Origin of the sequence: Micromonospora sp. NPDC050495 (assembly GCF_040655175.1) — a bacterium.
Taxonomy (GTDB): Bacteria; Actinomycetota; Actinomycetes; order Mycobacteriales; family Micromonosporaceae; genus Micromonospora.
In genome coordinates, this window is record NZ_JBFAJK010000001.1 from 240,566 (window position 1) to 263,248 (window position 22,683).

The window sequence follows — 22,683 nt, forward strand, 5'->3', positions numbered from 1 at the left end:
CTAGGTTCGGCCACCCTGGTCGACCAGGCAAGATCACCGGCAATTTGCCGTACCGGGGCCGGGGCCAGGGCCGGAGCCGAGGTTGAGCAACTGCCGGGCCCGAATCGCCCGTCCCTGGTCGCCGTCGGCCTCGAAACCCCGTACCGCGTCCAGCAGGACCCGCTTCCCCCGGGGGTCGCCGGCCCGCAGCAGCACCTCGGCGAGGCCGAGCGCGGCTTCACCGGAACCGAACGGGTCACCGCCGGCCGCGAAGTCGGCGCCGGCCGCCTCCATCGCGGCGATCGCCGCGGGCCACTGCCCGAGGTCGGCGTGGGCACGCCCGAGCCGATGGTGGATCCAGCCCTGCAGGGGGCGACTGGCGAGCTGACGGTCGGCCGGCTGATTCGCCAGGGCGGTCTGCCAGTCGTCGAGGGCGTACCGCAGATGGGTGATCGCGGCGGTCGCCTCGCCGCGCTGCCGCCGCAGGTCGGCCAGCGTGTACGACGCGATGACGCGCCCGGTCAGGTCCCCGGCCCCGGTCAGCTCCCGCAGCGCCCGGGCGCAGGTCTCGACGGCGCCCGCCAGGTCGCCGTCCCGATGGCGTTCGCCGGTCAGATAGAAGCACGCCCAACCGAGGTTGCGCCGGTCACCGGCCTCGGCGGCCAGCCGGAAGGCCTCGCGGTGCTGCCGGACCGCCTCCGCCGGCCGGCCGAGCACCAGCGCCTGGGTCCAGCCGAGGGCGTTGCGCTGCGCGGCCTCCGCGACCGGGTCACCGCTGGCCTGCGCCGCCGACACGGCGAGGCCGAACAACGCCGACCAGTCGATGACGTGGTGGTAGCGGTCCGAGTACCAGTGGAGCGCCTCGGCGGCCGAGATCACGTCCCGGTGCCGCCCGGCCGCCGCCGCCTGCCGAACGGCCCACCACCAGCCGTGCCGCTCCGCGGTGAGCCACGACATGGCGGCCTGGCCGCTGCCGAACCCGGTGCCGGGGGCCGGCTCCCGCCTGGGGTCGGGGTCAAGCCACGGGCCGGCGCCCTCGACCATCGCGAGCAGCCAGGCCCGTACCCGGGCGGTGGCCTCGTCGCGGTCCACCGGCGGCTCCTCGGCCGCGAGGCGTTCGGCGGCGAAGACGCGAAGCAGGTCGTGCAGCAGGTAACGGCCGGGTGCCGCCGCCGGCGACAGGAGACTGGCGTCCGCGAGCGTCTCGAGCGCCGCCTCCGCCTCGCCGACGTCGACCGCCAGCAACCGGGCCACCGCCGCGGCGGAGTAGTCCGGCCAGGGCAGCAGCGCGAGCCGGCGCAGCGTCCGTCGCGCGATCTCCGGCAGTTGGTCGTACGACAGGCTGAACCCGGCCCGGACCCGGGTTTCTCCGGGATGCAGCTGGTCGAGGCGGCGCGTCTCGTCGCGGAGCCGTTCGGCCAGCCAGCCGACGGTCCAGGACGGTCGGGAGGCGAGCCGGTTGCCGGCCACCCGCAGGGCGAGGGGCAGTCCGGCGCAGAGCCGAACCAGTTCGATGGTGGCTTCCGGCTCGGCCGCCACCCGATCGGCGCCGATGATCTCCTCGATCAGCCTCCTCGCGGTCGCCTCGTCGAGGTCGGCCAGCCGCAGCCGGCAGGTGCTGTCCAGCCCGCCGAGGGCGAACCGGCTGGACACCAGGGTGAGCCAGCCGGGACCGGTCGGGAGCAACGGTCGCACCTGGTCCTCGCTGGCCGCGTTGTCGAGGACCAGCAGCCCGCGGCGGGCGGCGGTCAGCATCCGGTAGCGGGCGATCCGTTCGCCGGGGCTCGTCGGCAAGGGACCGCTGCGCCCCTCGCTGAGGCTGGTGAGCAGCTGTTCCATGGCCTGGTCGGCCGAGAGCGGCGTCAGGTCCATGCCGTGCAGGTCGACGTGGCACGCGACGCCCGGCAGCTCCGCCGCGAGGAGGTGCGCCGCGCGTACCACCAGCGTGGTCTTGCCGACCCCCGGCGGGCCGCTGATCACCACGGTGGCGTTGCCCGGCTGGCCGGCGAGGTGCCGTGCCTGTGCGATCAGTTGATCCAGTTCGGCCTGCCGACCCACGAAGTCGGGCACCACCGGCGGGAGGCTGCTCTGCTGCCAGGCCGGCGCCAGCCCCATCGCGTGCACCGTCTGGAGCAGCCGGGCGCGCGGCTGACCGGTCAGGCCGAGGGCGTTGGCCAGTTCCTCCACGGTCCGGCGGCGCGGCCGGGCGATCCGCGCGCCCTCCAGATTGCGTACGGTCCGCACCGCGACTCCGGCCGCTTCGGCGAGCGTCTCCTGGCTGAGCCGCGCCGCCGTCCGGTGCTCGCGCAGCAGGGCGGCCAGTTGTCGCACGTCGACGGTCTGCCGTCCGGCCGCGACGGCCTGGTCAGCGATGGGGTGACGCAAGCGCCGATCCGCCTCCCGGGTGCCGGTGACGGCCGCGGGCTCGCGGCCGACGACGTGCAGGCTATCCGGGCCCTGTTGCAGGTGGATTGCGGTGGCCGGCGGTGCCGGGACGTGGCGGTCACCCGGACCTGCCGAACGGCCGGTAGTGCCGGCGCCCCGAGCGGTGCGATCCTGACCGGATGCGAGTCGCCTCGATTCACACGTACCCCGTCAAGGGGTGCCGTCGGACGGACCGCGACACGGCGCGGGTCGAACCGTGGGGCCTGGCCGGCGACCGGCGCTGGCTGATCGTGGACGAGCACGGGATCGGCCTCACCCAGCGCCAGCACCGGGAACTGGTGACGGTGCGGGCGGTGCCCCGGCCGGGCGGGCTGACCCTGGACGCGCCGGGGCTGACCCCGCTCGACCTGGCCGAGCCGGTCAACGGCGAAGAGGTCCAGGTCCGGGTGTTTCGCGGGCGACCGCCCGCACCGGTACGCGCCGCCGGCCCCGAGGCGGACGACTGGCTGCACCGGCTGTTGGGGCGCCGGGCCCGGCTGGTCTGGCTCGGTGAGCCCACCCGCAACCGCGTGCCCTGGCCGGTACCGGCGGGCACCGGCGCGGAGGTGAGCTTCGCCGACGGCACCCCGCTGCTGCTGGCCAATGCCGCCTCGCTGGACGCGTTCAACGGCTGGCTGCTCGAATCGGGCAGCACCGAGGGGCCGCTGCCGATGGCCCGGTTCCGTCCCAACCTGGTGGTCACCGGCGCCGCGCCGTGGGCCGAGGGGGCGTGGGTCGGCCGGCGGATCAGGATCGGCGGCGCCGTGTTCCATGGCGTCGGCGAGTGCGGTCGCTGCCTGGTCGCCACCATCGACCAGGAGACCGGGGAACACGGACGGGAGCCGCTACGGATGCTCGCCGCGCGGCGGAACATCGGCCAGAAGCTGCTCTTCGGTCTCCAGCTGACGGTCCAGGCCGAGCCGGCCGGGTCCGCCGGCCCCGCGCGCACGGTCAGCGTCGGTGACGCCGTGCAGGTACTGGACTGACCGGGCCGGTCCCGGTGCCGGACACGGTGTCGTCGCGCAGCGGCCGGGTCGCCGGGCCGCCGGTTCGACCGGGGCTGCGCATACTGAACGCAGTGACATGCGCACCGCTTGTCAATCGGGACCGCGGTCGCCGTACGGACGGAGGTCGACAATGCGTTGGCTCATCGTTCTGATCATCGTGTTGGCGGTTGTCGCGGCGGTCTCGCTGTGGCGTCGTTCCCGGCGGCAGGCGGCACTCGACGACGGCCGGGTCCGCGACCTCCAGGCGTCGACCGAAGCGCGCCGGCGACTCGACGATCACCGCAACCCGACCGACGGCAGCGCGGGCAGCGGCGCGGGTGGGGTCGGCGCCTGGGGCGTCTAGGGTCAGGCCGGCCAGCTCTTCGGTGATCGCCCGGGTCGCTCCCGACGGTAAGTAGGTTGATCGGCGATCGGGCCGCTCATTAGCGTGCTGCGACATGACGAGGAGCGCGGGAGCCGCCGACTGGCGCACGGCCAACCGTGCCAACTGGGATGAGCGCGTCCCGATCCACGTTGCCGGTCCCTTCTACGACCTTCCCGGCTTCGTCGCGGGCAGAAGCACCCTGCACGACTTCGAGGTGGCCGAGGTCGGTGCGGTCACTGGCAAGAAGCTCCTGCACCTCCAGTGCCACATCGGGCTGGACACCCTGTCCTGGGCTCGGCGTGGAGCCGTCGTCACCGGCCTCGACTTTTCCGCACCGGCGGTGGCGGCAGCCGAGGACCTCGCCGCGCAGATCGGCGTCACCACCGCCCGCTTCGTCACCGCCGATGTGTACGACGCGGTGCAGGCGCTCGACGGGCGGACCTTCGACATCGTCTACACCGGGTTCGGCGCGTTGTGCTGGCTGCCGGACATCGACCGCTGGGCGCGGACAGCGGCAGACCTCGTCGCTCCAGGGGCTTCCTCTACCTGGCCGAGTACCACCCGTTCGCCGATGTTCTCGCCGGCGACGGCCGTACCGTCGAGGGCGACTACTTCCAGCGCGACCCGATCGTCGTGGACGCGCCGGGCACCTACGCGGACCCTGACGCGCCCATCACCGCAAGCGTGACGGTCGAGTTCCTTCACGGCGTCGGCGACGTGGTGAGCGCCCTGGCTGCCGCCGGGCTGCACCTGGAGTTCCTGCACGAGCACGACCGCGGCCACTTCCGTCTGGCGGCGGGGCAGCCCGTCCCGCAGGTCTACACGCTGCGTGCGGCGAAGGTCAGGTGACGGAGACCGAGCCGTTCCGACGGTAGCGGCCACCGCTGACTCCGCATGGTGACGTCGGCGATGAGCGGATGGTCGGCTACCGGCTGGTCTGCGGCGCATCGGGGAGGCCGGCCTGGACTAGAGCAACTGCCATCCGCGCTCCTGCCAGGGCTCGTCCCGGCGCCGGAGTGCCCCGGCCCGATCTTCGGCCGTGGACCGTGCGAGCTTGGCGTCCTCCGCGCTCATCCAGCCGTCGCGGCATGCCTGCTCGTACTCGTCCCAGTCCTCGATCTCGACGCGCGAATCCCGCTCATGAAGCACGGGGTCCAGTTCGAGATCGATATACCGCCAGCCTCCTTCGGTCCGCTCCGGTGGGAGGCACACGTCGATCTCAAGCCGCCGATCGGCAGGCTCCCCAACCCACCAGGCAACCCAGGGGCGGTTCGCCGCGAGCAGGACCACGACGGGTACGGCAAGAGCGCCACTGTCATGCGGAGCACCCCATGCTGAACCAGCCGGGCCTCGCAGCCAGGTCCCGTCACCATCCTGACGGACCGGCTTCAGATCGAACCAGAAGACGCCGCCAGGCCGTTTGATCTTGAATAGACGTATGGCCCGGCTGTTCTGAACCTCGCTCACGGGAGAACGCTACGGGCAAACGGAGTAGGTGGCGATCCGGCGCCCCCTCATGCTTCCGCGAGCGGCCCAGGCTTTTCGTGCCGACCCTGCGGGGCCGGTAGGTTCTGGGCGCCCGGGGGCCGAGGGCCTGTGGTTCGAGCCCGGCGATGAGGTGGACCTGCATTTCGCTGTCCACGATCTGCGCCGGGTCTGAGGCGACCGCTGGACCGCCATCGGCGTACTTACCTACCCTCAGCGAATGCCTCAGCAGATCATCGGCCGCATCGCCGTAGTGGGTGCGCTGCTGGTCGGGGTTCTGGCGCTGTGTGGCCCCACCGTGCAGGGACTCATCAAGACGGCCAGCCCGGCGGAGGAAGTCGAGTGCACAGAGAGCGATCACCGTTTGGCCGAGCAGTTGGCACGAGATCCTGCGCTGACCTCGCCTCCACCCGGCACCACCCTCGACCGCATCGAACAGGTTCCGTGCGGCGATGACAGCGACCCGTGGGCCCGCTACGTTACGGCGGACATCAGCTTGCCGCCGGGCGCGTCAATGGATTCGGTCCTTGACCACTACCGCACCTTGTTGACGGCGGGTCATTGGAGGATGGTTCCGATCTCGGATGAGTGGGGAGATCGGTGGTGCGCCGATCGGGTGACGAACGGGCAAAAGGTCCGTCTACTCCTTGAGTATGGGTGGCATAGCACGCCAGGCCCACACACCTACGGCGACGTACTGATCGAGATCAGCTTCAAGCCTGCCGGCGAAGGCATTGCGTGCTCACGCTGACGGCGTGACCCCGACTACGCGCACATCGGTCGAGGGAAGCAGCCTGGCAGCGCCCGTGCAAGCCGGTGGCCTCACGGGCCATCCATGGGCCAGTAACCGTGGCGCGCAGCCGGGGTCAACGAGAGGGGTAGACCGGACAGCCGGGTTTCCGGGGCGTAAAGCAGAACGCCGACCGGCGTTTCCGCTGGTCGGCGTTCCTGTAGCCCGGCGAAAGGCTATGTGGCCAGGGGCGGGGTCGAACCGCCGACCTTCCGATTTTCAGTCGGACGCTCGTACCAACTGAGCTACCTGGCCGGGTTGCTCGGCTCATGCTACCGCACGGGCCGATACGCAGAACGCCGCGCAGGATAGGCGCGGCGTCAGCGCTTGCGGTCCTGACGGGACTTGAACCCGCGACCTCCGCCTTGACAGGGCGGCGAGCACTCCAACTGCTCCACAGGACCTGGCTGGTGTTGCATCCGGCTGAGCCGGACCGTGCCCCCAACGGGATTCGAACCCGTGCTACCGCCTTGAAAGGGCGGCGTCCTGGGCCGCTAGACGATGAGGGCGGCCCCGCCATCATTGCACACTCGCAACTTCAAGCGGACTTGCTCCCATCCGGCCCCGCCGGAGGCATGAGAAGCATATGCCATGCCCGGTCGGTCGGCCAAACCGGTATGGCCCCCGGCTCGCCTGCGGGCATAACCGCAGGTCAGAGCCTATGTCAGTGGAGCTTGGAGATCCGGAACCGGCGGTCGAGGTCGGGGATCAGCTGCCGGCACGCGGCGATCGTCTGGCTCCGGTCGCCACCCCCGTCGTGCATGAGCACGATCGAGCCGGGGCGGGCCGCCGCCGACACCCGCTTGATGATCGTCTTGGCGGTCGGGTGGTCCCAGTCCTGGGGGTCGACGCTCCAGTGCAGCGGCCGCATGCCCAGCTGGCGGGCCACGGTCAGCTCCTCGGCGGTCCACCGGCCACCGGGCTGCCGGAACCAGCCGATCTTGGCGTGCGGCGCGGCTGCCCGGATCGCCTGGTTGGTGCGGAGCAGGTCGGCGCGGATCTCGGCGACCGGGCGCCGGCCGAGGTTGAGGTCGTGCCGCCAACTGTGGTTGCAGAGCTGGTGGCCCTCCCGGACGATCCGTGCCACGAGCTGCGGGTGGCGCTGGGCCTGCCGGCCGATCACGCAGAAGGTCGCGGTGATGTGGGCGGCCCGCAACTGGTCGAGCACCTGCGGCGTCCAGCGCGGGTCCGGCCCGTCGTCGAAGGTCAGCGCGACCGCCCGGTCGCCGCTGCCCCGGCGCAGCCCGGCGGGGAGCGTCTTCGGCAGCGGGCGGAGGGTCGGCTTCGGGCGGCTGGTGCGGCTGGGCTTCGGGGTGGGGGTGGGGCTGGGTGCCGGGGTGGCCGACGCCGCCGGCGGCGCGCCGGCCTGGGGCGGCGTTCTGCCGGGCTCGCCGCAGCCGGTCAGCAACAGGACCAGGCCGAGGGCGAGCGCCAGCGCGGCGCGTGGGCGCATCGTCGCTCCCGAGAGGGGGTCGGGGTACGCGGACTTTCCGACCGTAGCGGACGAAGCGCCGAAAGGGCAGACCCGGGTCAGCCGGCCGCGGACTGGTCGAGCGAATCGCGTACCGCGGTCGCGAGCGAGATCGCCTCGGTGAGGTCCACCGGACGGACCACCCCGCCGGGCAACGTGTCGTCCCGCCAGCCCGGCCCGGCGGCGAGCACCAGCAGCGGCCGGCGTGGGGCGGCGAGCAGCGCGGTGAGTTGGTGGGGGTCGGCGGTGGTCCGGGTGTGCGACCAGAGCACCACGGCGGCCGGCCCGGTCCGGCTGACCGCCTCCAGCAGGGCCGGTACGGGCACCCGCGCGCCGAGCATGCGGTAGCCCACCCCGACCTCGGCGAGCGCGGCGGCGAGCGCTTCCAGCGGCAGGGTGTGCTGCTCCTCGTCGGCGCAGGAGAGCAGGATCCGGGCCGGTCCGGCGACCGGGTGGGCCCGGGCGGCCGCGGCGAGCGACTCGGAGACGCACCGGGACATCAGGTGTTCCACCTCGATCAGGCCGGCGGTGGCGGCGTGCCGCTCGCCGATCCCGGCGAGCACCGGCCGGACCAGCCCGTCCCAGGTGTCCACCACGCCGCTGGTGGCGAGGGCCCGCCCCAGCGTGCCGGTGATGGCGGCCGAGTCCAGGCGCATGGCGGCCCGGGCCAGGCCGCGGGCGACCGGCCCGGCCCGCCCGACCGGGATGGTCGTGCCTCCGCCGTCCCGGACGCCGGGGCGGAGCGCGGCGAGGTCGGCGGGCGCGCCGGGGGGCGCCTGCCGGGCCCAGCGGGCCGCCTCGGCCGGGGCCACCCCCTCGGCGGTGAGTCGCCGCATGACCTCCAGGCGTGCCAGGTCGACCGGCGTGTAGCGCCGGTGGTGGCCCGGTACGTGCTCGCTGGGGCCCAGGCCGTACCGCTGGTGCCAGGTGCGCAGCGTGGTGACCGCGACACCGAGCCGGCGCGCCACCGACCCCGCGCTCAGCGCCTCATCGGCCACCCGACCGCTCCGGTGCCTCGTCGGCCGGTGCGCCTGACCCGGCGGGGTGGGCCGGGCCGGGGCCGGGCGACCCGGGGGCCGGCGTCCGGCTCAGCAGCCGGTTCACCACCCCGCCGAGCCATGGCGCGTACGCCCGGGGGTCGGTGTCGAGCTTGCCGGCCAGCTCGTTCGGGTCGACCCAGCGCAGCTCGGCGACCTCCTCGGGGTCGGGCCGGCTGGGCAGGTCGGCGGGCACGTCGGCGCGGAGCACGTGGTCGTACTCGAACTCGACCCGGCCGGTCGCCGGGTCCTCGGCGTAGTAGACGTAGACGCCGATCTCGGTGAGGTCGACCGGGTCGATGCCGAGTTCCTCGGCCAGCCGCCGGTTGGCGGCGTCCGCCACCGACTGGCCGGGCAGCGGGTGACCGCAGCAGGAGTTGGCCCAGCGCAGCGGGAACCGGGTCTTGGCGGCGGCCCGTCGCTGGAGCAGAACGCGACCCGCCGGGTCGACCAGCAGCACCGAGAACGCGCGGTGCAGCCGGCCCGGCGGTTGGTGTGCGGTGGCCACGGTCGCCTCGCCGAGCATCTGGCCGCCGTCGTCGACCAGCTCGACCAGGTGCCCTTCCCGCGCGGTCACCGTGCCAACCTCTCGTTCGCGACTGCGGGGCTCCGCTCCGCTGCACTCCTCGCGCTCACCGGTCACCGCCGGTGACCCGGGAGGCGGCGAGCTTGCCGCTGATCAGGACCATCGGCACGCCCACGCCCGGCTGGGTGCCGGAGCCGACGAACACCACGTTGTCCAGCGTCCGGTGCAGGTTGGGCGGGCGGAACGGCCCGGTCTGGAAGAGGCTGTGCGCGGCGGCGAACGGGGTACCGGCGGCCATGCCCTGCTCGGCCCACTCGGCCGGGGTGACCGCGCGCAGCACCTCGACGCCCGCCCCGAAGCCCAGGTAGCCGCGCTCCTCCAGCGTGCCGATGAGCTGGTCGCTGTAGCGGCGGGTCAGGTCACCGCGCCAGTCGAAGGGCGCCCGGTCGAGGTTCGGCACCGGGGCGAGCACGTAGTAGGTGTGCCGCCCCGCCGGGGCGACCGACGGGTCCGACCGGCTCGGGTTCGTGACCAGCAGCGATGGATCGGTCATCAGCTCGCCTCGCCGGATCACCTCGTCGAACGTGCCCTTCCAGGCGCGGCCGAAGTGGATGTTGTGGTGGGCGATCTTGCCATAGCCCTGGGTCGAGCCGACGTGCAGCACCACGCAGGAGGGCGAGTAGGTGAGTTTCCGCTGCCGGGCGGGCGGCAGCAGGTCCCGGTAGGCGACCGGCAGGTCGGGGTTGAGCACCACGACGTCCGCCGGGACCAGCTCGCCGTCGGCGGTCACCACGCCGGTGGCCCGACCGTGCGCGGTCTCCACCCGGGTCACCGTGGTGCCGTACCGGATCTGCACGCCGTGCTTCTCCGCCGCGCCGGCCATCGCGCGGGAGACCGCGTGGATGCCGCCGCGCGGGAAGCACACCCCGGCCACCGAGTCGAGGTACGCGATGACCGCGTAGATGGCCAGCGCGTCGTGCGGCGCGAGGCCGGCGTACATCGCCTGGAAGGAGAAGATCCGCTGGGTACGCGGGTCGCGGAAGAACTGGTTGATCTTCGTCTGGAGCCGGCGGAACGCCCCGTTGGCCAGCAGCCGCAGCAGGTTGCCGGTGAGCAGGTCGGTGGGGGCGTCCAGGTTGCGCTCGATGAAGTCGGCCCGCTCCCAGCGCCAGAGGTCGCGGGCGTAGTCGACGAAACGCAGGTAGCCGTCGGCCTCGCGCGGTCCGCAGACCCGGGAGATCTCGGCGGCCATCCGGGTGGTGTCGGTGATGACGTCGAGCGTCGACCCGTCCGGGTAGTACGCCCGGTAGGCCGGGTCGAGCGGGGTGAGGTCGAGCCAGTCGGCCAGCTCCTCGCCGACCGCGCCGAGCGCTTCGGCGATCAGGTCCGGCATGGTGAGCACGGTCGGGCCGGTGTCGAACTCGTACCCGTCGACGCTGAGCCGGCCGGCGCGCCCGCCCGGCACCGGCTCCCGCTCCAGGACGGTCACCTGCCGGCCGCTGCCGGCCAGGTGCAGCGCACAGGCCAGCCCGCCCAGGCCGGCACCGACGATCACCACCCGGTCCGTCCGCCCCTTCACGGCACGCACGTGACCACCTCCATCCCAAAGTTGACCATCATGCCCACCGTGCGGTGGCGGCGGTGGCGAGGGCGGTCAACGCGCTCCGCGCGGTCCCGTCGATCGCCGGGGTGTCCAGCGCGGCCAGCGCGTCGGCCACCCGGTCGGAGATCATCCGCTCGACCCGGGCCACCGCGCCCGTCTCGCGGACCAGGTCGGCCAGCAGGCTCACCTCGCGGGACTCGGTGACCGAGCCGGCCCGCTCGAGGGCCCGGCGCTGGGCCGGGCCGGCGAGCTGCCGGGCCAGCATGAGCAGCACCGTCGGTTTGCCGGTACGCAGGTCGTCGCCGGCCGGCTTGCCGGTGGTGACCGGGTCGCCGTAGACCCCGAGCAGGTCGTCGCGGAGCTGGAACGCCTCGCCGACGGCCAGCCCGTAGCGGGTGTACGCGGCGATCAGCGGCGACTCGGCGTCGGCCCCGGCCAGGTGCGCGCCGAAGAGCAGCGGCCGCTGGACGGTGTAGCTCGCGGTCTTGTAGCGGGCCACCCGCAGCGCCCGGTCGACCGTCCAGCCCGCCGCGTCGTGCTCGCCGAGCACGTCGAGGAACTGCCCGGCCACGGTCTCCACCCGCATCTGGTCGTAGCAGCGCCGGACGTCGAGCAGCCGCGCCGGGGGTACGGTGGCGTGTGCCATCAGCCGGTCGGCCCACACCACGCAGAGGTCGCCGATGAGTACGGCGACCGCCTCGCCGTACCGGTCGGGGTCGCCGGTGTGTCCGGCGGCCCGGTGTCGGGCGGCGGCGGCCCGGTGCGCGGTGGGCAGCCCGCGCCGGGTGTCGGAGGCGTCCATCACGTCGTCGTGGACCAGCGCGAAGGTGTGCAGGAGTTCCAGCGCGGCGAGCGCCGGCAGCACCGAGGGCAGCCGCTCGTCGTCGCCGGCCACGGCGCGCCAGCCCCAGTAGGCGAAGGTCGGCCGGATCCGCTTGCCGCCGGCCAGCACGCAGTCGCGGGCCGACGCGGCGAAGCCTCCCATCGCCGCGTCGATCTCGGTGAGCGAGTCGACTTCGTTGGCGAGGAAGGCCGCCAGGACCTCGTCGATCCCGGTGACCAGATCCTGGGTGAGCCCGGACCGCACGCCGCGGACCGGATCTCCTGTCGCTCCCGGTTGTGCCGGTGCGACGCGGAGGGTGTCTCCCGCAACTGCGTCGTTGGCCATGCGGTGGAGCGTACCCTAGGGTTACGAGTTGCGTCGATTGCTGCGTCGAATTTGAGGAGGGCCCGGTGGAGACAGATCTCGCCGCCGCCTACGAACGCTGCCGTGAGCTGCACCGACGGCACGGCCGCACCTACTATCTCGCCACCCGGTTGCTGCCCGCTTGGAAACGTCGGCATGTGCACGCCTTGTACGGCTTCACCCGCTACGCGGACGAGATCGTGGACCGGACCGAGGACCTGCCGCCCGCCGAGCGCGCCGCGAAGCTGGGCGACTGGTCCGCCCGCTTCCTCGCCGGCCTGCACGGGGAGCCGGTCGACGACCCGCTCCTGCCCGCGGTGCTGCACACCATCGCCGTCTTCGACCTGGACCGCGCCGACTTCGCGTCGTTCCTGCGCAGCATGGCGATGGACCTCACCGTCATGTCGTACCCGACCTACGACGACCTGCTCGACTACATGGAGGGCTCGGCCGCCGTCATCGGCACCATGATGCTGCCGATCCTGGGCAGCTCCGACCCGGCGGCCGCCCGGGAGCCGGCCCGTCAACTCGGCTTCGCGTTCCAGCTCACCAACTTCATCCGGGACGTCGCCGAGGACCTGGACCGGGGCCGCACCTACCTGCCGGACGAGGACCTCGCCAGCTTCGACCTCACCCGGGAGGACCTGCTCGCCGCCAAGGCCGCCGGCCGTGCCACGCCGAAGATCCGCGACCTGATCGAGTACGAGGTGACCCGCGCACGGGCCCACTACCTGGCCGCCGCCCCGGGCATCCCGCTGCTCGCGCCCGCTTCCCAGGCCTGCATGCGCACCGCGTACGCGCTCTACGGCGGGATCCTCGACGAGGCAGCCGCCCAGGAGTACGACGTGTTCGCGCGGCGGGCCGTGGTGCCGCACCGGCGGCGGCTGGCGGTGGCCACGCGGGCGCTGCTCACCCCCGCCGGGACGCCGGTGGTGGTCCCCGCTCCGACGCGGCAACCGGTGCCGGTGGCCTGAACGACCGGACCGCGTGCCCGGCCGGTCATCGCTACCTTCAGTCACCAGGGGGTGGTCGGTTCGGTGGCGGAAGTGCAGCACCCGACCAACTCGTCCCCAGCAATCCGGACCGGAGGTAAGTGGTCCAGCGGGCGCAGGCGTGTACGGGATGTGGGACGTGAGCAAGCACAGTTCGCAGAGTTCTACCGGGTCCACCGCGCCGCCTGTGTAAAGGCGGTGGTGGCCGGTACGGGCGACCGCCAGGGCGCCGAGGACCTGGTGGCAGAGGCCTTCACCAGGGCCTGGATGTCCTGGCGGAAGGTCAGTCGACATCCCGCCCCCCAGGCATGGGTGGTGCGAACCGCCCTGAACGCGCGGGTGTCGGCGTGGCGGCGGCGCCGCCGTGAGATCGCGCTCGCCGATGAGCACGACGTGGTGGTCGGCCTGGGCAGCGGGGGCGTGGACGCGACGCTGATGGCGGCGCTGCGGCGCCTGCCGGCCCGTCAGCGCGAGGTGATCGCGCTGCGGACCTTCCTGGACCTGGACACCCAGACCACCGCTCAGGTGCTCGGCATCGCGGCGGGCACCGTCACCGCTCACCTGTCCCGGGCCGTCGCGACGCTGCGCGGCCAACTCGTATCCACCGGAACCGAGGAGATCGATCAGTGACAGACCACGACGTACTTCGGGTGGTGTCGGAGGGCCTGTCCGGCCTGGACATGGAGAAGCCGGCGGAGGAGATCATCGCCACGGGCAATGCGCGGCGCCGACGGCGGTCGACCGCGGTGGCCGTGGTGGGGGCGGCGCTCGCCGCCGGGCTGGTCGTGGGTGTGCCGGCCCTCACCGGCCGGGGACCCGCCGGGCCGTCGGTCGCCGAGCGGCCGGCGACCTCGGTGCCGGTCAGCATGGCTCCGGTGGCCTTCTCCGTGGTCGGCAACCCCAACGGCACGGTGACCCTCAAGCTCTCCAGTGAGCAGCTCGCCGACCCGGACGAGGTCCGGGAGGCCCTCGCTGGAGCCGGCGTGCCGGCGGAGGTCAGGGTCGGCTCGCTCTGTTACTCCCTGCCCGCCCCGCCCGGCACGGATCAGGTCTTCTCGTCCAGCGGGAACGCGGTCCTGGTGATCACCCCGTCGGCCATTCCGAAGGGGGCGGTGGTGAGCATCGGGTACAAGGGGGGCGACGGCCCGATGGCGTTCGGCATGGCCTGGAAGAACCGGATGACCTGCTACAAACTGTGATCGTCCGGACGGGTCGACGTCGCCACCAGTGCGACGTCGGCCCGTCCCGGCGTGGTCGGCGCGGGTGAGGCAGCCGAATCAGAGGCAGGAGTGCAGGACGTCCACCAGGTCGTCGACCCGGTCGTGGCTGGCCAGCCGGGCCGTCGCGTACGCGAAGACATAGCCGCGGTCGGGATCGGCCCAGGCGCTGCTGCCCCCGAGCCCGGCCATCCCCCAGCTCCCGTCCGGCTCCCGTTGCATGCCCAACGTCCAGCACACCTCCCGGTCCAGCACCAGGTCCGGGCCGTCGTACTGCACCCGGGTCGCCTCGCCGACCAGTTCCGGGCTGAACAACCGCGCCCCGTCCAGGGTGCCGCCGGCCGCCAGGCCCGCGTAGAGGCGGGCGAGGGCCGCCGGCGTGGCGTGCAGGTTCACCGCCGGCATCTCGGCGCCGCGCCAGAGCGGGCTGTTCAGCACCGCCAGGTCCAGACCCCCGGCCGGATTGCCCATCGCCCGGGCCCGCAGCGACCCCGGCTCACCGAGGGACCGCACCGGCCAGTCCGGATCGGCGTACGACAGGTCGGCGCAGCGTGCCTGGGCCGCCGCGTCCAGCCCGAAGGCCAGGTCGAGGCGCCACGGGCCGGCGATCTCCTCGGCCAGGAACCGCCCCAGCGGCCGCCCGTCCACCCGGCGGACGACTTCGCCCACCAGGTGCCCGTACGTCCAGGCGTGCTCGCCCGCGACGGTGCCCGGCGTCCACTCCGGTTCGGCGGCGGCCAGGTCGGCGCAGAGCAACCCCCAGTCGGCGACCGCGTCGGCGGGCCGGGGCACCGGAAAGGCCGGCAGCCCGGCGGTGTGGTCGAGCACCTGTCGCACGGTGGCCGGGGCCTGGAACTCCGGCCAGTACGCCGACACCGGCGCGTCCAGGTCGACCCGGCCCCGGTCGACCAGCATGAGCAGGCAGAGCGCGGCCACCGGCTTGCCCACCGAGTAGACGTCGACCAGGGTGTCCGGCCGCCACGGGTCGACGGCGCCCGTCACCGGGACGGGCACGCCGGGCGCGACGACCGCCCGGGTCCCGCCGAGCAGGTCGACGGCGGGCGCGCCGTCGTACCAGATGCTCAGGGCCGCGCCGGTCTCCCGCCCGGCGCCGAACAGGTCGTGGAAGCAGTCCCGGACCGGGGCAAAGCGTGCGTGCACCCGGCCACGGTAGCCGTCGGGCGGGTGACCGGGGCGGGAATTCCGGCCCGGTGCGATGGCCGGACGCCCGGCGGTGGGTGATGCTGGCGGGATGGCGGAACCGGAACTGGTGGACGTGGTCGTGGTCGGGCTCGGGGTCGGCGGCGAGGAGGTGGCCGGGCGGCTCGCCGAGGCCGGCCTCACCGTCGTCGGTGTCGAACGGGACCTGGTCGGCGGCGAGTGCCCGTACTGGGGTTGCATCCCCAGCAAGATGATGATCCGGGCGGCGAACGCGCTGGCCGAGGCGCACCGGGTCAACGAGCTGGCCGGCACGGCCGAGGTGCGACCCGACTGGGCGCCGGTGGCGAAGCGGATCCGCGAGGAAGCCACCGACACCTGGAACGACCGGGTGGCGGTGGACCGTTTCGTCGGTAAGGGCGGCCGGTTCGTCCGGGGCAGCGGCCGGCTCGACGGCCCGAACCGGGTACGCGTCGGCGACCAGGTCTTCGAAGCCCGGTACGGGATCGTGCTCGGCACCGGCACCCGCCCCTCGGTACCGCCCATCGACGGGCTCGCGGACACCCCGTACTGGACCAACCACCAGGCCATCGAGGTCGAGGAGCTGCCCGGGTCGCTGCTGGTGCTGGGCGGCGGCGCGATCGGGCTGGAACTGTCCCAGGTCTTCGCCCGGTTCGGCGTCCGGGTGACGGTCATCGAGGCGGCCGACCGGGTGCTGGCGGTGGAGGAGCCGGAGGCGTCGGAGGTCGCGGCGGCGGCGCTGCGCGCCGACGGGGTGACCATCGAGACCGGGGTCAAGGCCGAGCGGGTCAGCCACGACGGCTCCGGCTTCGCCGTGCACGCGGGCGAGCGCCGGTTCACCGCCGACCGGCTGCTCGTGGTGACCGGGCGCAAGGCGCACCTGGACGAACTGGGCCTGGACACCGTCGGCGTCGACGCCGGCCAGCGCTACCTGCCGGTGGACCACCGGATGCACGTCACGGACGGGATCTGGGCCGTCGGCGACCTCACCGGCGAGGGCGCCTTCACGCACATCGCCATGTACCAGGCGGCCATCGTGGTGGCGGACGTCCTCGACCACATGCGACGGACCAGGGGCGGCCCGGACGCCAGCGGCACCGCGAGCGTGATGGGCGGCGCGGCCGGAGTGGTCAGCGCCGTCGGCGGGGCGATGAGCGCCGGCAGCTCGGGCGGGGCCCCGGGCAGCGTGCCGGTCGCCGACTACCGGGCACTGCCCCGGGTCACCTTCACCGACCCCGAGGTGGGGGCGGTCGGCCTCACCGAGCGGCAGGCCCGCGAGCGCGGCATCAACGTGCAGGTCGGCTACACGGATCTCACCGCGTCGACCCGGGGCTGGATCCACAAGGCCGGCAACGCCGGCTTCATCAAGCTGATCGCCGACGCCGACCAGGGCGTGCTGATCGGCGCCACCTCGGTCGGCCCGGCCGGGGGCGAGGTGCTCTCAGCGCTGGTGGTGGCGGTGCACGCGGCCGTGCCGGTCAGCCAGCTCCGGCACATGATCTACGCGTACCCGACCTTCCACCGGGCGATCGAGGAAGCGTTGCGGGCGCTGAAGTAGCGTCAGTCGGCGGCGGTGCCGTGCCGGCCCGCGCCCGCGGTGAACCGGGCCGCGCCCCTGACCGCGTCGGTGATCAGCGACTCCGTGCCGAAGGCGAGTTCGGTGGCCATCGCCTCCGGTTCGGGCAGGCCGGCGCCCGCGAGCAGCGCCGCCCGGTCGTTGCGCAGGCAGGTCTGCGGGAACCGGGCGATCTCGGCGGCCAGCCGCTCGGCCGCCGCCCGGCCCTCACCCGGCGCGACCAGCCGGTTCACCAGACCCATCGCGTACGCCTCGTCGGCCGGCACCGCCCGGCCGGTGAGGATCAGATCCATGGCCCGGCTCTCCCCGATCAGCCGGGGCAGCCGCACCGTCCCCCCGTCGATCAGCGGTACGCCCCACCGCCGGCAGAACACCCCGAGGGTGGCGTCGGACTCGGCGACCCGCAGGTCGCACCAGAGCGCCAGTTCGAGACCGCCGGCCACGGCGTACCCGGAGATCGCGGCGATGACCGGCTTGGACAGCCGCATCCGGGTGGGGCCCATCGGGCCGTCGCCCTCCGGCTCGACCCGGTTGCCGCGCGGCGTACCGATGGCCTTGAGGTCGGCGCCCGCGCAGAATGTGCCGCCGGCGCCCCAGAGCACGGCGACCGCCGCCTCGGGGTCGGCCTCGAAGGCGCGGAAGGCGTCCGCCAGGGCCCGGGCGGTCGGGCCGTCCACGGCGTTGCGGGCCTCCGGCCGGTCCAGGATCACCGTGGTCACCGGCCCGGCGTGCTCGACGCGTACCCCCATCGGATCAGCATGCCCTCGACGGCGCCCGGCGCGCCAGACGCCCGCCAGGTCGTACGTGGATCGCTCAGCCGCGGGTGGGTGGCTGGGTGAGGAAGGCGCGCCAGGCGGTGGGGGGGAAGGTGAGGGCCGGGCCGGTCGGGTCTTTGGAGTCGCGGACCGCGACCAGGCCGGGGAGGTTGTCGGCGACCTCGACACAGTTGCCGCCGTTGCCGCTGCTGCGGCTGCTCTTGCGCCACCGGGCGTCCGTCAGCTTCATGCGCTCGTGCCTCTCGTGCCTCTCGTGCCTCTCGTGCCGCGCTGGGTCGGCGGGGTTCGGCGGTTGGTCGTCGTCGGTGATCCGGCGGGGTTGAGCGGGTCAGTCGCCAGGTGTCCGGCGGGGGCGGGGCATGGGTCGGCGGCCACTACGGACCTGATGGCGTGGGTGGATCGCTCAGTCGCGGGTGGGCGGCTGGGTGAGGAAGACGCGCCAGGCGGTGGGGGTGAAGGTGAGGGCCGGGCCGGTCGGGTCTTTGGAGTCGCGGACCGCGACCAGGCCGGGGAGGTTGTCGGCGACCTCGACACAGTCCCCGCCGTTGCCGCTGCTGCGGCTGCTCTTGCGCCATTGCGCACCCGTCAGTTCCATGTCTCCGCCACTTCCCTGATCAGCTCGACCGACTGCCAGTGGGAGAGCGCCTCGCCGCGCACGTTCTCCCAAGCGGCCATTATCGCCGCGAGGTCATCGACATCGCTAACCACTTGTCCTTGGACCTGGTTGTCGAGGTAGCCGGCGAGCCGGTGATCGGGGCAGGTTGCGATCACGAAGGGACCGTTCAGCCCGGCGTAAGCACCCACCGATGACGGCACGACCTGGATCCGAATGTGCGGCTCGGCGCATGCCTCGACGAGAGCGAACAGTTGCTCCCGCATGGTTTTCGCCCCACCCACCGGTCGGCGGAGAACTCCCTCGTCGATCACCGACGTGAACTGGGGTGGGTCTTCTCGACGGAGGATGCCCTGTCTAGCGAGTCGAGCTGTGATGTGCCGATCGATGTCGGTCCGGGGAAGGGTGCCGGCTCCGGTGAGGACTGCTCGCGCGTATGCCTCGGTCTGGAGCAGACCGGGCAGCACAACGGATTGAAACGAACGCAGGGTGACCGCTTCTCGTTCGATCTCCTGCCAGGGGCGGAACCAGACTGGGTCGCGACGTCTCGATGTGTCCGGCCAGATGTCCGAGACGTCCCGACCGAGCACCTCAGCCGCCGACACCCGGTGTCGGGCATGCGGGATGCGGCCCTCACTCAGCCAGCGGCCCACTGTCTTCGGGTCCACTCCCACGCGCTCGGCGAGTGATTCGGTGGTGTGCCCGGTGTCGCTCAACGCCACCCGCAGCGCGTCGTTCACGGCCCCTCCATCGGACGTCTGAAATATCTGCCGACCATAGCGCTACGCGGTGTATCTGTCCGGCCACTGTAGGCAGCGTGTTGCGCAGGACGGCGCGACCGGTGGAGGTGCGAGAGCCCGGCGGTCAGCGTCCGCAGCGGGGCCGTCCCGCCAATGACGTCGGGACGGCCCTGCCCAGGCCACACGAGAAGGGGACAGGCATGCGTATCCGGTTCTGGCGGCACCGGGCCGAGGGGGCGCCGCGCGTACCCCGACCCAGGAGCCCACAGGACGACCGGCCGGCGTGGGCGAACCAGCCGACGACCGTCTTTCCCACCGACGGGCCCGGCCGGGCCGGCAACCTCACCCCGGCGCAGCGGTGGCGGGCCGGCGGGTGGCGGGGGAACGGCGGTCCGAGGTGAGCCGGCCCGCCCGGCCCCACCTGCCGATGCGTCCGCTGTGGCTCTGCCGGGCCTGTGCCGCGCCGTGGCCCTGTCAGCCGGCGCGGCTCGCGCTGCTGGTGGAGTACCGGGCGGACCGGACCGCCCTGCTGATCTATCTGAGCACCCTGATGGCCGAGGCCGGTGCGCAGTTGTCGCAGCTCAACGGGGTGGCGGTTGCCGAGGACCTGACCGAACGGTTCCTGGCCTGGGCGCGAGCCCGCTGACACCGGCCAGGTGACGAGGGCTCGTGGGTGGACCGTGCGCTCAGCCCTCGTCGAGGTCGAGGCGGACCAGCGGCAGCCGGGTGGCCACGTCGGCGGGCAGCGGCCCGGTGTCGCGCAGTTCCGGGATGTCGAGGGTACGGCCGAGGGCGGCCGCCGCCCGGCGGTGGCGTCGCCGGTAGATCTCCAGTCGCTGCCGGGTCTCCTCGCCGGTCAGCACGGCGGCTCGCGCCGGGACGCCCTGGTGGGGGCCGGTCCAGACCCGGACCCGGGGGTCGGCTCGCAGGTTACGGAACCACTGCGAGTCCTGGCCGTGCCCGGACGCGATGAAGAGGCAGCCCGGCTCCCGGTCGGCCACCTCCAGCACCACGTAACGGGGCAGACCGGTGCGGCGTCCCCGGTGCTCCAGCATCAGCAGCCGGCGGCCGAGCAGCCGGCCGAGGCCGTGGCGGTAGAGGGGAATGGGAGCGCGGGCGAGCCAGCGCGGGATGCGACGGGCCATGCACCCGACGCTACCGCCCCCCGCCGGACCGCCTTCGTCCCGCCCGCCGGCCCTGGCTTCGGCCCTGGCTCCGGCCCCGGCCCCGGCCCCGGCTCCGGCCCCGGCCCCGGCTCCGGCCCCGGCCCCGGCCCCGGCCCTGGCTTCGGCCCCGGCCCGGCTCGGCTCGGCTCGGCTCGGGGATGTTGCCGCGATCGGCGGCCGGCGGGGCGGAACCACCCGATGGCGTGAATCGTCGGTGCCGCCCGGTTTGGGAGTCCTCCTGCCGGGAAGTCGGACCAGGTGCGCGAACTACTGACGAAACTCGAACAGACCACGGCGCTGGACCGGGTTGGTGACCGGTTGCAGCGCGCCGTCCAGGGCACCCTGCGCTCCCAGCGGATCCGGGACCTGCTGCACGGGGTCTGGCTCGGTCACCCCCTGCACCCGGCGATGGTGCAGGTGCCGGTCGGCGCATGGATCTCGGCGGCGATCGTCGACCTGATGCCGGGACAGCGTCGGGCCGCCACCGCCCTGGTCGCGGTCGGTACGGTCAGCGCCGTGCCGGCGGCCGTGGCGGGCCTCAACGACTGGGCGTCGCTCGCTCGCGACCAGCGCCGGGTCGGCCTGGTGCACGCCGCCGCCAACACCATCGGCGTGACCCTCTACGCGAGCTCGCTGGCCGCCCGGCTCAACGGCCGGCACGGGATGGGCAAGGCGCTGGCGTATCTGGGGCTGTCGGCGGTGAGCGCCGGGGCGTACCTGGGTGGGCACCTCGCGTACAAGCAGGGCGCGCAGGTCAGCCAGAGCATCTCCGAGCTGCACCTGATCAGCGACGGCTGGCACCCGGTGGGCGACCTGAGCAGCCTGCCGCAACGCCAGTTGGTCACCCGGGAGATCGACGACGTGTCGGTGATCCTCTACCGGCACGGCGACGACGTCACCGTGATGCTGGAGCGCTGCCCGCACCAGAGCGGCCCGCTCGGTGAGGGCGAGGTGCAGGAGATCGACGGCCACGCCTGCGTGGTGTGCCCGTGGCACGGCAGCGCGTTCCGGCTCAACGGTGGTGAGGTGGTGCACGGGCCGTCCGGCAACGATCAGGTCGTCCTGCCCACCCGGGTGGTCAACGGCCGCCTCGAGGCCCGCCTTCCCTGACCCACCCCCCGCCGCCCGCTCCACCCTTCGCCCCCCACAGGTCTTCCCCACCGTTCGCTCCCCGCCGCGGGTCGCCGCTCGCGCAGATCTTGGAAGGAAACGGCCCCGCTGGGGGCCGAAATCTTCCAAGATCTGTAAGCGGCCGGCGGCGGTAAGCGGTCGGGCGGCGGGGTGGCGGGGCGTGGGGGTCAGTCTTTGCGGTGGCGGCCGGTGACCAGGTCGCGGGTCGAGGTGCGGGGCGCTGGGCGGCGGCGCAGTCCGAGCACCGCGCCGATCTGGGCGCCGACGATGCTCGCCACCGCCAGCACCGCCGAGATGGCCAGCGGTCGGTTCATGCCGTCGTCGACGGTGGCCCGGGACGCGCCCGCCGCCATCGCCGGCGGCGGACCGGCCGGTACCGCCACCGCTGATCCGGGCGTCGCGGTCGGGGCCGGAGTCGAACCGGCCGGGGCGGGCCGGGTCACCCCGGGACGGCTCGGCGCGGGCCTGGCGGCACTGGTGCCGGCCGGGTCCGGCGCGGTCGTCGTACCGGCGCCGCCGCCGACGGAGGTCGTCCCCGACTCGCCGCCGGCGGAGGTCGTCCCCGACTCGCCGCCGGCGGAGGTCCTCCCCGAGCCGCCGCCGGCAGAGGTCGTACCCGAGCCGCCGGGCGTGGCGCTTTCGTCCGGGCCGGGCGTCTCTGCCGGAGGCTGGGTCGGGGTGACCACCAGCCGACCGGTGGCGTGCCGGCGTACCCCGCCGTCGACCGCCCGCTCCGGCAGCTTCAGCAACTGTCCGGGGTGGATCCGGTCCGGGTCGGCGATCCGGTTGAGCCGGGCCACCTCGCGGTAGCGCTCGAAGTCGTCCAGGTAGCGATCGGCCACGCCGCCCAGGTAGTCGCCCTTGGCCACCCGGTACACCGCCGGCTCGGTGGTCACCGAGGCGGCCCGTACCGGCTCGGCGGCGGGACCGGCCAGCGGGGCGACCACCGCGGGCGCAGCGGTGACCGGCTGCGGGGCGACCACCGCGGGCGCGGCGGCGACCGGCTGCGGGGCGGCCAGGGTGGCGGCGCTCGCCGCGACCGGCGATGCCGCGAGGATCAGCGCCACCGAGCCGACCAGGGCGGCCGCCGCCCGCTGCTGCCGCCCCATCCCAGGCAGCCGGGGCGCCGGCCGGCGCAGTGCCGCCGCGAGCAGTTCCACCAGTACGGAGAAGGTGAACGTCGCCCAGCCGAACCAGCCGACCACCGCCAGTGTCCGCAGGAAGAGCCCGCCGTCGTCGCGGCTGGTCAATGCCGTACCCACCTCGGCCAGGGTGGGCAGGTGGTCGGGCAGCGGGTTGCCGGCGAAGGCGAGCAGTGCCACCGGCCCGCCGACCACCACCGCGCAGAGCACGACGAGGGCGCCGAGCCCGGTGAGGACCTGCCCGGCCCGCCGGGCGGCGGAGCGTTGCGGTGCGGACAT

The 22,683-nt window shown here is 73.7% G+C and carries 26 protein-coding genes and 3 tRNA genes; 12 read left to right on the forward strand and 17 right to left on the reverse strand.

Annotated features, from left to right (window positions below):
* Nucleotides 1-33 precede the first annotated feature (33 nt).
* Nucleotides 34-2,364, reverse strand: a complete 2,331-nt coding sequence (locus AB0I11_RS01110; protein ID WP_357308648.1) for a helix-turn-helix domain-containing protein — start codon at nucleotides 2,362-2,364, stop codon at nucleotides 34-36.
* Nucleotides 2,365-2,543: 179 nt separating this feature from the next.
* On the opposite strand from AB0I11_RS01110, the gene AB0I11_RS01115 reads away from it, so the two are divergent.
* The 4 genes from AB0I11_RS01115 to AB0I11_RS01130 all read left to right on the forward strand — a co-directional run bounded on the left by AB0I11_RS01115 (nucleotide 2,544) and on the right by AB0I11_RS01130 (nucleotide 4,623).
* A complete protein-coding gene (locus AB0I11_RS01115; protein WP_357308651.1) occupies nucleotides 2,544-3,389 on the forward strand; it encodes an MOSC N-terminal beta barrel domain-containing protein in 846 nt (281 codons plus the stop codon).
* Between the two features lie 151 nt (nucleotides 3,390-3,540).
* Nucleotides 3,541-3,753 (forward strand): hypothetical protein, encoded by a 213-nt coding sequence (locus AB0I11_RS01120; protein WP_357308654.1) that lies wholly within the window; start codon nucleotides 3,541-3,543, stop codon nucleotides 3,751-3,753.
* Nucleotides 3,754-3,847: 94 nt separating this feature from the next.
* Nucleotides 3,848-4,462 carry a class I SAM-dependent methyltransferase gene (locus AB0I11_RS01125; protein ID WP_357308657.1) on the forward strand — a complete coding sequence of 205 codons (615 nt, stop codon included), beginning with the start codon at nucleotides 3,848-3,850 and terminating at the stop codon, nucleotides 4,460-4,462.
* Nucleotides 4,459-4,623 (forward strand): hypothetical protein, encoded by a 165-nt coding sequence (locus AB0I11_RS01130; RefSeq protein ID WP_357308660.1) that lies wholly within the window; start codon nucleotides 4,459-4,461, stop codon nucleotides 4,621-4,623. The genes AB0I11_RS01125 and AB0I11_RS01130 overlap by 4 nt, the downstream gene beginning before the upstream one ends.
* Before the next feature lie 117 nt (nucleotides 4,624-4,740).
* On the opposite strand, the gene AB0I11_RS01135 is transcribed toward AB0I11_RS01130, so the two are convergent.
* Nucleotides 4,741-5,241, reverse strand: coding sequence for a DUF402 domain-containing protein (locus AB0I11_RS01135; protein WP_357308662.1), 501 nt, complete (start codon nucleotides 5,239-5,241; stop codon nucleotides 4,741-4,743).
* Nucleotides 5,242-5,479: 238 nt separating this feature from the next.
* Here AB0I11_RS01135 and AB0I11_RS01140 point away from each other — a divergent pair, with 238 nt between their 5' ends.
* Nucleotides 5,480-6,010, forward strand: a complete 531-nt coding sequence (locus tag AB0I11_RS01140; RefSeq protein WP_357308667.1) for a hypothetical protein — start codon at nucleotides 5,480-5,482, stop codon at nucleotides 6,008-6,010.
* Between the two features lie 220 nt (nucleotides 6,011-6,230).
* Here the strand turns inward: AB0I11_RS01140 and AB0I11_RS01145 are convergent.
* From AB0I11_RS01145 to AB0I11_RS01180, 8 genes are all read right to left on the reverse strand, one after another.
* Nucleotides 6,231-6,304 (reverse strand) — tRNA-Phe (locus AB0I11_RS01145).
* Nucleotides 6,305-6,379: 75 nt separating this feature from the next.
* A tRNA-Asp gene (locus AB0I11_RS01150) sits at nucleotides 6,380-6,453 on the reverse strand.
* Between the two features lie 32 nt (nucleotides 6,454-6,485).
* Nucleotides 6,486-6,558: transfer RNA gene (locus tag AB0I11_RS01155), tRNA-Glu, on the reverse strand.
* Between the two features lie 155 nt (nucleotides 6,559-6,713).
* On the reverse strand, nucleotides 6,714-7,502 hold the full coding sequence (locus AB0I11_RS01160; RefSeq protein ID WP_357308672.1) for a polysaccharide deacetylase family protein: 789 nt from the start codon (nucleotides 7,500-7,502) through the stop codon (nucleotides 6,714-6,716).
* Between the two features lie 77 nt (nucleotides 7,503-7,579).
* Nucleotides 7,580-8,518 (reverse strand): MerR family transcriptional regulator, encoded by a 939-nt coding sequence (locus AB0I11_RS01165; RefSeq protein WP_357308675.1) that lies wholly within the window; start codon nucleotides 8,516-8,518, stop codon nucleotides 7,580-7,582.
* Nucleotides 8,508-9,134 carry an isopentenyl-diphosphate Delta-isomerase gene (gene idi / locus AB0I11_RS01170; protein ID WP_357308678.1) on the reverse strand — a complete coding sequence of 209 codons (627 nt, stop codon included), beginning with the start codon at nucleotides 9,132-9,134 and terminating at the stop codon, nucleotides 8,508-8,510. Before idi ends, AB0I11_RS01165 begins: the two co-directional genes overlap by 11 nt.
* A 55-nt stretch (nucleotides 9,135-9,189) precedes the next feature.
* Nucleotides 9,190-10,671: a phytoene desaturase family protein gene (gene crtI, locus AB0I11_RS01175; RefSeq protein WP_357308681.1), complete on the reverse strand. Its 1,482-nt coding sequence runs from the start codon at nucleotides 10,669-10,671 to the stop codon at nucleotides 9,190-9,192.
* Nucleotides 10,672-10,699: 28 nt separating this feature from the next.
* Nucleotides 10,700-11,854, reverse strand: a complete 1,155-nt coding sequence (locus AB0I11_RS01180) for a polyprenyl synthetase family protein (RefSeq protein WP_357308684.1) — start codon at nucleotides 11,852-11,854, stop codon at nucleotides 10,700-10,702.
* 65 nt (nucleotides 11,855-11,919) lie between these two features.
* Between AB0I11_RS01180 and AB0I11_RS01185 the strand changes: the two genes are divergently transcribed.
* The 3 genes from AB0I11_RS01185 (at nucleotide 11,920) to AB0I11_RS01195 (ending at nucleotide 14,063) form a co-directional block, all read left to right on the forward strand.
* Nucleotides 11,920-12,846 (forward strand): phytoene/squalene synthase family protein, encoded by a 927-nt coding sequence (locus tag AB0I11_RS01185; RefSeq protein ID WP_357308687.1) that lies wholly within the window; start codon nucleotides 11,920-11,922, stop codon nucleotides 12,844-12,846.
* Nucleotides 12,847-12,909: 63 nt separating this feature from the next.
* Nucleotides 12,910-13,494, forward strand: a complete 585-nt coding sequence (locus AB0I11_RS01190; protein ID WP_357308691.1) for a sigma-70 family RNA polymerase sigma factor — start codon at nucleotides 12,910-12,912, stop codon at nucleotides 13,492-13,494.
* Entirely contained in the window at nucleotides 13,491-14,063 is a 573-nt protein-coding gene (locus AB0I11_RS01195; protein WP_357308694.1) for a hypothetical protein, read from the forward strand. The genes AB0I11_RS01190 and AB0I11_RS01195 overlap by 4 nt, the downstream gene beginning before the upstream one ends.
* A 78-nt stretch (nucleotides 14,064-14,141) precedes the next feature.
* Here the strand turns inward: AB0I11_RS01195 and AB0I11_RS01200 are convergent, their stop codons facing one another.
* Complete coding sequence (locus AB0I11_RS01200; RefSeq protein ID WP_357308697.1) at nucleotides 14,142-15,242, reverse strand: serine hydrolase domain-containing protein; 1,101 nt, start codon at nucleotides 15,240-15,242, stop codon at nucleotides 14,142-14,144.
* A gap of 91 nt (nucleotides 15,243-15,333) precedes the next feature.
* Here AB0I11_RS01200 and AB0I11_RS01205 point away from each other — a divergent pair, with 91 nt between their 5' ends.
* Nucleotides 15,334-16,818 carry an FAD-dependent oxidoreductase gene (locus tag AB0I11_RS01205; protein ID WP_357308702.1) on the forward strand — a complete coding sequence of 495 codons (1,485 nt, stop codon included), beginning with the start codon at nucleotides 15,334-15,336 and terminating at the stop codon, nucleotides 16,816-16,818.
* 2 nt (nucleotides 16,819-16,820) lie between these two features.
* On the opposite strand, the gene AB0I11_RS01210 is transcribed toward AB0I11_RS01205, so the two are convergent.
* From AB0I11_RS01210 to AB0I11_RS01225, 4 genes are all read right to left on the reverse strand, one after another.
* On the reverse strand, nucleotides 16,821-17,585 hold the full coding sequence (locus AB0I11_RS01210) for a crotonase/enoyl-CoA hydratase family protein (protein WP_357308705.1): 765 nt from the start codon (nucleotides 17,583-17,585) through the stop codon (nucleotides 16,821-16,823).
* Nucleotides 17,586-17,649: 64 nt separating this feature from the next.
* Nucleotides 17,650-17,841, reverse strand: a complete 192-nt coding sequence (locus tag AB0I11_RS01215) for a DUF397 domain-containing protein (RefSeq protein WP_357308708.1) — start codon at nucleotides 17,839-17,841, stop codon at nucleotides 17,650-17,652.
* A 174-nt stretch (nucleotides 17,842-18,015) separates the two neighbouring features.
* Nucleotides 18,016-18,207 carry a DUF397 domain-containing protein gene (locus tag AB0I11_RS01220; protein ID WP_357308711.1) on the reverse strand — a complete coding sequence of 64 codons (192 nt, stop codon included), beginning with the start codon at nucleotides 18,205-18,207 and terminating at the stop codon, nucleotides 18,016-18,018.
* Nucleotides 18,198-18,965: a helix-turn-helix transcriptional regulator gene (locus tag AB0I11_RS01225; protein WP_357308714.1), complete on the reverse strand. Its 768-nt coding sequence runs from the start codon at nucleotides 18,963-18,965 to the stop codon at nucleotides 18,198-18,200. The genes AB0I11_RS01220 and AB0I11_RS01225 overlap by 10 nt, the downstream gene beginning before the upstream one ends.
* Before the next feature lie 200 nt (nucleotides 18,966-19,165).
* Here AB0I11_RS01225 and AB0I11_RS01230 point away from each other — a divergent pair, with 200 nt between their 5' ends.
* Together AB0I11_RS01230 and AB0I11_RS01235 are read left to right on the forward strand one after the other, a co-directional pair.
* The gene (locus AB0I11_RS01230; protein ID WP_357308717.1) at nucleotides 19,166-19,366 is read left to right on the forward strand and encodes a hypothetical protein; all 201 of its coding nucleotides are present in this window, start codon (nucleotides 19,166-19,168) and stop codon (nucleotides 19,364-19,366) included.
* Nucleotides 19,363-19,611, forward strand: a complete 249-nt coding sequence (locus tag AB0I11_RS01235) for a flavin reductase (protein ID WP_357308720.1) — start codon at nucleotides 19,363-19,365, stop codon at nucleotides 19,609-19,611. The genes AB0I11_RS01230 and AB0I11_RS01235 overlap by 4 nt, the downstream gene beginning before the upstream one ends.
* Before the next feature lie 40 nt (nucleotides 19,612-19,651).
* Here AB0I11_RS01235 and AB0I11_RS01240 read toward each other — a convergent pair whose 3' ends face one another.
* Nucleotides 19,652-20,110 carry a nitroreductase family deazaflavin-dependent oxidoreductase gene (locus tag AB0I11_RS01240; protein ID WP_357308723.1) on the reverse strand — a complete coding sequence of 153 codons (459 nt, stop codon included), beginning with the start codon at nucleotides 20,108-20,110 and terminating at the stop codon, nucleotides 19,652-19,654.
* A gap of 279 nt (nucleotides 20,111-20,389) precedes the next feature.
* On the opposite strand from AB0I11_RS01240, the gene AB0I11_RS01245 reads away from it, so the two are divergent.
* Complete coding sequence (locus AB0I11_RS01245; RefSeq protein ID WP_357308726.1) at nucleotides 20,390-21,241, forward strand: Rieske 2Fe-2S domain-containing protein; 852 nt, start codon at nucleotides 20,390-20,392, stop codon at nucleotides 21,239-21,241.
* Nucleotides 21,242-21,429: 188 nt separating this feature from the next.
* Here AB0I11_RS01245 and AB0I11_RS01250 read toward each other — a convergent pair whose 3' ends face one another.
* A complete protein-coding gene (locus AB0I11_RS01250; protein WP_357308729.1) occupies nucleotides 21,430-22,683 on the reverse strand; it encodes a LysM domain-containing protein in 1,254 nt (417 codons plus the stop codon).